Raw genomic sequence first — 7,008 nt, forward strand, 5'->3', positions numbered from 1 at the left:
TGGGGGTGCATGAAAAAGGATTACCTCATTTATTATGGAAGAATAAAGAGGACTTAAAGGACGAGCAAAAACAACAACTAGAAGTTATCCTGAAAGAACATCCCTGCTTGGGAATAGCCTGGGAAATGAAAGAAGAAATTAGACAAATTTATCAAAGTAGTAGAACGTTCAGAGGTGCTGAGAGAAAATTGGAAAAATGGATAAGAATAGGCGGGATATTATATCAAAGTAGTGCCAGCATGATCCAGAAGCATTTGCCTGGTATTTGTAATTACTTTGAAAATCATATAACCAACGGATTAATTGAGGGAATGAATACCAAAATCAAGCTTATTAAAAGAATGAGTTATGGATTTACCAATTTTGAACATCTTCGACTTAAGCTGTTTGCTTGCTTTAATTTATAACAAAAATTAACACACGAAAACCAGGAGAGCCAGTTTCTTTGTTCTATGTTAAGATGTTGAGGGCTTCGTTTTTGGGTCTGATTTGTTTTTGTTAATGATCAGACAGTACCTGATGAGCCTTTCTTTGTCAACTCTTGAGGTTGATGCGTTTCATTTTTGAATTGGCGAATTATTCCCTCTTCACCACTGTATATAAAGGAGATTTCCCCGACCAACACTTTCTTAACAAAATCTTTTATTCGAGGTGTCCCAAATATAGTGGTAATTTAGAGAATTACCGAGAAACAAAAGGTAAAAAGGATGATTGTAGCGGCGAATTGCCTTCGCCCTCTTTTAATAACTTCTGCTTATCACTATAAGTGGGAGAGAGTCACAAATATTGAGATGCACCCAAAAGATGAGTCTAAAACTTTACTTTTTGCGTCATGGCGAAACCACAGCCAGTCAAACGGGTAGTTTTTGCGGTCGATTAGACTTGGAACTAACCCCAGCAGGCTATGAAATGGCCAAGGATTTCGCCCTTGCCTATCGAGATGTGCCTTGGACAGGGATCTATTCCAGTCCCCTCAAACGTACCATGGCCACGGCCAACCCTTTAAGCGAACTCTTGGGTATTCCCATCCACAAACGGGAAGGATTAAAAGAGATTGCCTACGGCCAATGGGAGGGAAAAACCGCAGCCGAGGTTAATCAGGAGTTTCATGATGATTATGTGCGCTGGTTAGCAGATCCGGGCTGGAATTCTCCCACAGGAGGCGAAAAAGGCATCGATATCGCTCGCCGTAGTTCGGAAGTATTAGAGGAAATCGACCATCATCACGATGATGGCCATATTTTGATCGTTTCCCATAAAGCAACGATCCGAATCATGTTATGTTCTCTTTTAGGCATTGATATCGGCCGTTATCGCGATCGAATTGCCATGCCCGTGGCCTCGGTGACGATCGTCGAATTAGCCGAACATGGTCCCCTCTTTCAAGTCATGGGCGATCGCTCTCACCTCCGCAATGACCTGCGCTCGCGAGCGGGAACCTAACCAGTCAACAGTAACCAAGGAAGCCCCGGATTTGGTCTCCTGAAAAACTATGTGCTTGATGTTATATTTTCTGCGACACGGACAGACAGCCTATAGCAAAACGGGAGGATACTGTGGTACTCCAGAAAATGATCCCGGTTTGACTGCCGAAGGCATCGAAATGGCGGAAGAATTCGCTGATGTCTATCGTTCTTTACCTTGGCGTGCGGCCTACGTCAGTCCCCTCCAAAGAGCTATTCAAACCGCTAAACCTCTCTGTGAAGCGGTGGGACTGAAATTAGAAATCCGCCAGGGATTACAAGAGATCGGTTATGGTCTTTGGGAAGGTATGCACCCCAACGATATCGATCGTCAATATCATGATCTCTATGTACGCTGGTTGACGGATCCGGCTTGGAATGCCCCCCCCAACGGGGAAAGGGGGATCGATATCGCCCGTCGTTCCGCGGCCGTTTTGGAGGAAATTGAACACACCCACAGTGATGGCAATATCTTGATCGTTTCCCACAAGGCCACCATCCGGATCATGCTCTGTAGTCTGATGGGCATTGATGTGGGCCGTTATCGCGATCGATTTGAAATGCCCGTAGCCGCTGTCAGTATTGTCGAATTAGGCAGTCGTGGCCCGCTTTTCCATGGCATCGGTTTACGTTCCCACCTCAGTGAGTACCTGCGTTCTCTTCCTTGCACCTAATCAGGAGACAGGAGACAGGAGACAGGAGACAGGAGACAGGAGGCAGTATTGAAGAGATTACTTTTATTGATTATCTTTTTCCATCTCCCCACACCCCACACCCCACACCCTACACCCTACACCCATCTCCCCACTTCCAATTTATGACCAAAATCCATCACTTTGAGCTATTACCTTCCACTAATACTAAAGCGTGGGAATTATTAGAGTCGGGGGAAAATCCGCCTTTTGTGGTGACTGCTAGTCAACAAAGTGCCGGGAGGGGACAATGGGGACGGGAGTGGATTTCTGAACCGGGAGGATTATATTTATCTTTGGCTTTAAATCTGGATTTAGAGGTGGATAAATCTGCCCATCTCGTTCTCGCTACAGTTTGGGGCATCGCTCATCACCTGAATTGTCAGGAAATACCTGTTAAAATCAAATGGCCGAATGATTTAGTATTACTAGGGCGCAAACTAGGGGGAATTAACCTAGAAACCCGTATTCAGGGTCAAAAAATCCCGCAAGCAGTCATCGGAGTAGGCCTCAATTGGTCTAATCCTGTCCCCCCCACGGGTATTAATTTACAGGCTTTTACTGGCAATAAAAGTACCTCGATCGCTCAGTTAACTTCTCTCACCAGCGATGCTATCCTATACGGCCATGAATATTACTGTAATCACGGCATAAAAGCCCTATTAGCTTCCTATTTAGAATTTTTTGCCAATTTTGGTCAAAAGATAGTTTTTGAGGGCTATCAGGGCATAATAACGGGGGTAAGCGATCGAGGGGAATTAAAAGTTAAATTAACCTCGGACAATGCCAGTAGCGAAATCTATATACCGGCCGGTAGGGTCAGTCTCGGCTATAATTGAGTCTAAATATTTTTTTGACTAAACTGTGAGAAGTGAGGCCGCCCTATGTATCCTTCATCGGTGATATTGAAACTTTTTCTCGGAAAATCCTTAAAAAAGAAGCTGAGTTTATGCAGTGGTCTCGGTTTAGTGGTCAGCGGTCTGATTACTCTTGCTCCCAATGCGATCGCTAATTCCGAAATTGGCAGCGAAACCTCGGTAGTGGAAAATGCCGCCCCGACTCTAAAAGCCCCCGTTATCAAAGAAAATACTAATCCTGCCCCTCGTCTGGCTATCCCCGAAAACCATCGAACCGATATGCCTACCCTTGCCCCCCGGGCCGGCGGTAAAAATAACTTTATCGATACTAGAAACTTTAACCCCCCCAGTTCCGTTGTCGTCACCGAGCGCCGCAGTGGTTGCCAAACCATCGCCCAAAATGGTCAACTGGTAGGAGGTAGCTGTAATCTGGCGGCCCGGGCCTCCCGTCGTCAGCCGGTCAGCACTGTGGCCAAACCCTTACCCCCGGTTAATCTAGCCCGGGTGCGTCTCAATCCTAATCCGGCCGTGCGGGTAGGACGGCGGTCTCAAAATCAGCCGGTTATCGCTCATAATTCCCTGCGTCGTTATGCCCCCACTCTCGTCGCTTCTAGCTCCCCAGTACGTCTGGCCGCCCCGACGGTGATTCCAAGTCAGGTGGTAGCCCTCAATCCCCCGGAATGGAATGGCGTAAAATTAGCTTTGGCCCCGGTGACTCGTGCGGAAGTGGAAGCAATCAGCGAAGCGACCACCTATGAGCGGGCCACCCGTTTAAGTCCCACGGATTCTAACCAAACTCAACGCACCGATTTACTCTTTCCCCTCGCCCTTCCTGCCCAAATTACCTCGGTTTTTGGGTGGCGAAATCATCCGGTCAGCGGCAATCGGGCCATGCACGCGGGTACTGATTTAGGCGCACCGATGGGAACACCTGTATTAGCCGCCTACGCAGGGGAAGTGGCCACCGCCGACTGGTTGGGAGGTTACGGATTAACGGTGATTTTGCGTCACCTCGATGGTAGTCAAGAATCTCGTTATGCCCACCTTTCGGAAATTACCGTCAAACCGGGAGAATGGGTGGAACAGGGAGCGGTTATCGGTCGCGTGGGTAGTACGGGAGTTTCTACTGGTCCGCACCTACACTTTGAATGGCGACACCTAACCGAACAGGGTTGGACCGCCGTGGATGCCGGTTTGCATCTAGAATTAGCCCTCGATAATCTGGTGCAGAGAATGCAAATGGCCACAGCCACTGACTCTAATCAGAATTGAATGGTGAGCTAATAGAACATCTTTGGTGGGAATTAAAATCTCTCGTGAAAAAACTCGCCCCGAAAAGGGAAGAAGCCTTAAAAGCTATCTTACATCTTGGCTTGATGCTAGTAAGCAAGAAACACTCGAGAAACTATTTCCCCCATTGCTGTTATTATGCCTCTCATGCCATTTTTCTAAAGTAATGGCAGAGATGGTTAATTACCCTCACCTCGAACCCCTCTCCCAGAAAAGGAGAGGGGACTGGGATACCTGCCACGAATAAAGAAAAATGGTATCAGTTCTGCAAAGTCCTGCAATTACTTGAGCGACTTTTTCAGCAAACCCTACCAAATAATGAAAAACTTTCTAGACTCAACCAACCGAGGGGAAAAAAATAATTTCCTCATCCCCTTTGCCTATGTGCTAGGAGTGGCCCTACCCTTTATTTTGGTCTATTTTCTCCCCATTTACCACGTTACCGATGTCTTCCAATTTAGTAGATGGGGGGATTGTCTCGCAGCAGGTAAAGTATATATGGATTGTCCTCGCAAAGTCCCCAACTATCCTAGTATAGGTATACTGGCGAGTGGCGGCGTAATTGCGGCGATAAAATCCCTATTGGGAATTAGCGAAAAAACCGAAGCTATCTACTACTTCCGTTTTTACCTAGCATTTGTTGATGCTGTCAATTTTCTCCTTCTCACCTACCTAGCGAGAATCTTAAAATTCAAACGCCCCGTAATCATCGGTTTAAGCATAACCCTAGTGCTATTTATCTGGGCGGCAGGTTCTCTCTGGGGACAGATTGACAACGTAGGCTTATTATTTTGCCTTCTGGCGACCATTGCTTTTTTCCAATCTTGGAGTGAGACAAACACTCTGCTCAAAAATATCCTCTGGTTTCTCCTGGGGATGTTTAGTTTAGTCTTATTTATTCTCACTAAACAACTCTTTATTTTTTCCCTACCCTTTTTTGCCCTACTTATCCTCACCACAGGTTACAAATTCCAGCAAAGATACCAGACTAAAGGCTTAATCTGGCTGGGAGCAACTCTACTTTTAAGCCTCGGATTTTTCCTCTACCTAGATAGCTTATTTGCGGTTCCCCTCAGACTGATTCAGTCTAGTTTCCTCTTTGTCTTAAAATCTGGTAGTGGTCACGGTGACAAAATCTCAGGAAATGGCTTTAATATCTGGATATTTCTCGGTTTAGAACCCCGTGCTTCCTCCCGAGTACCTTTTATGGATTTGCAACTGGGTAGCTGGAAAAAAGGTATCAGCCCTCACCAAGCAGGGCTTTTACTCTATGCTGGTTTCATGGGTTTTCTTATCTGTACAGGTTTAATCAAGATTTGGCAAATTCTCGCCACCAAAACCGAGGCGATTAGCCCTAAATATAATCCTACCTATTTAATGGTACTTCTCTGCCTTTTCCATGGACTAAGTTACCTAGGTTTTAATATTCTTCTCAGTGGCACTCATCAGCGCTATCTCTATATAGGTTATCCTTTTATCCTGATCAGTATTATCTGGCTCTACTATCAGGATTTCTTGATATCCAGACGCGCCCTACTCGCCTCTTTATTTGCTGCTTTTGCCTACGGTTGTTTTCTTTATTCCCAAGTATCTAATGCTTATGTGCTACAAGCACAACAGTATTTAGGTTTTCAAAAACCACCGAATATTCCCTTATTACCCAAGTTCTTCTTTATCTTTGAAAGACATCAGTTTCTAGGTGCTGTTCATCTATTCTTGCTAGTTTTCCTAGTAGATATTTGGCAACAGCTAAGTAAAAGACAGATTGTTCTTCCTAGTTCCGATAAGTGAACATCAATCGCCACCGGCAAAAGCGCCTACAAACACTGACTCTAATCAGAATTAATTTGTTTTGGGTTACAAATATAGCGGTTTTTGGAGCTTAAAAAAGCATTGTTGAGCTTTTGCCCAATTGATGCGTTTTCATACATTCGCAGCCTTAGTAATACCAAGTTAAATTCTATTCAGTGCAGATAGAGCGCGCCTATTGAAAGATTAAATAATACCTTTCGACAAAGGATTTCTCGGCTGGTGAGAGAGAGTCTATCTTGGGAGCAAGTCAGTTTTGCAGAAGAGTGCGCTGGAGACCGGTAGAAGAATCGAGTAAAATAGGGATATATCAAAGGAGGAAACGGTCAATGAACCCAGAAAACCAGAAAAAACTCCAAGAATACGCCCGAGGAATCGCCGAAATTCTCTATCAAGAGGCCGCTCCCGAAGACTTAGCCAGTTTAGGGGATATTGAAAAAACGATCCGACAACAGACTTTAGATTATGTTACCCCCCAATTAGGAATTTTTTTATCGAAAAAACAACGGGAACAAAAGCGGGACGAGAAAGAATTCTAAAAAGTATAATCGGTCAACTACCCGTCACCGAAAAACAAGCGGAGTATTTACATCTGGAATCCCATCAAAGAATTAGTCCAGCTTTAGAGGAATGTTGTTTAAGGTTAAGTGCCACGGTTTCTTACAAGAGACCTCTTGCATAAATCCGAAAACAAACGATAGAAACAATAATGGGAGGGACTTTCAGTTAATTATTAGAACTCTTGCAAATTAATTATATGTTATAATGATGGGTTAACTAATTTTCCCCAAAAAATTAGTTAATCAGTACATTCGTCCTGAATGAAAACTTGAAGTTTAACTTTTAACTCAAAACTCTTTAGAGCTGCTTTAATTTGGTTATCAAAACCTCTTTATT

6 protein-coding genes and 1 pseudogene are annotated in these 7,008 nt (G+C 44.6%); all 7 read left to right on the plus strand.

The window, feature by feature from the left end; genetic code table 11:
• The coding region (locus H6G40_RS22150; RefSeq protein WP_190538248.1) for a transposase at window positions 1-407 on the plus strand (407 nt) is incomplete at its 5' end.
• Between the two features lie 397 nt (window positions 408-804).
• Entirely contained in the window at window positions 805-1,443 is a 639-nt protein-coding gene (locus H6G40_RS22155) for a histidine phosphatase family protein (protein WP_002736693.1), read from the plus strand.
• A 49-nt stretch (window positions 1,444-1,492) separates the two neighbouring features.
• Window positions 1,493-2,137, plus strand: a complete 645-nt coding sequence (locus H6G40_RS22160) for a histidine phosphatase family protein (protein WP_002759710.1) — start codon at window positions 1,493-1,495, stop codon at window positions 2,135-2,137.
• 143 nt (window positions 2,138-2,280) lie between these two features.
• Window positions 2,281-2,994 (plus strand): biotin--[acetyl-CoA-carboxylase] ligase, encoded by a 714-nt coding sequence (locus tag H6G40_RS22165; RefSeq protein WP_042790744.1) that lies wholly within the window; start codon window positions 2,281-2,283, stop codon window positions 2,992-2,994.
• A 45-nt stretch (window positions 2,995-3,039) separates the two neighbouring features.
• On the plus strand, window positions 3,040-4,284 hold the full coding sequence (locus H6G40_RS22170; protein WP_002735096.1) for a M23 family metallopeptidase: 1,245 nt from the start codon (window positions 3,040-3,042) through the stop codon (window positions 4,282-4,284).
• Between the two features lie 336 nt (window positions 4,285-4,620).
• A complete protein-coding gene (locus H6G40_RS22175) occupies window positions 4,621-6,093 on the plus strand; it encodes a hypothetical protein (protein ID WP_002736650.1) in 1,473 nt (490 codons plus the stop codon).
• Window positions 6,094-6,440: 347 nt separating this feature from the next.
• Window positions 6,441-6,778 (plus strand): annotated as a pseudogene (locus H6G40_RS23570) (ISKra4 family transposase); the annotation flags it as partial.
• Window positions 6,779-7,008 lie beyond the last annotated feature (230 nt).

This window comes from Microcystis viridis FACHB-1342 (assembly GCF_014698335.1).
Classification (GTDB): domain Bacteria; phylum Cyanobacteriota; class Cyanobacteriia; order Cyanobacteriales; family Microcystaceae; genus Microcystis; species Microcystis ichthyoblabe_A.

What these genes read in the sequence shown, in the direction of transcription:
- H6G40_RS22155 (WP_002736693.1), top strand. Translation starts at nt 805, where the DNA reads ATGAGTCTAAAACTTTACTTTTTGCGTCATGGCGAAACCACAGCCAGT.
- H6G40_RS22160 (WP_002759710.1), top strand. Translation starts at nt 1,493, where the DNA reads ATGTGCTTGATGTTATATTTTCTGCGACACGGACAGACAGCCTATAGC.
- H6G40_RS22165 (WP_042790744.1), top strand. Translation starts at nt 2,281, where the DNA reads ATGACCAAAATCCATCACTTTGAGCTATTACCTTCCACTAATACTAAA.
- H6G40_RS22170 (WP_002735096.1), top strand. Translation starts at nt 3,040, where the DNA reads ATGTATCCTTCATCGGTGATATTGAAACTTTTTCTCGGAAAATCCTTA.
- H6G40_RS22175 (WP_002736650.1), top strand. Translation starts at nt 4,621, where the DNA reads ATGAAAAACTTTCTAGACTCAACCAACCGAGGGGAAAAAAATAATTTC.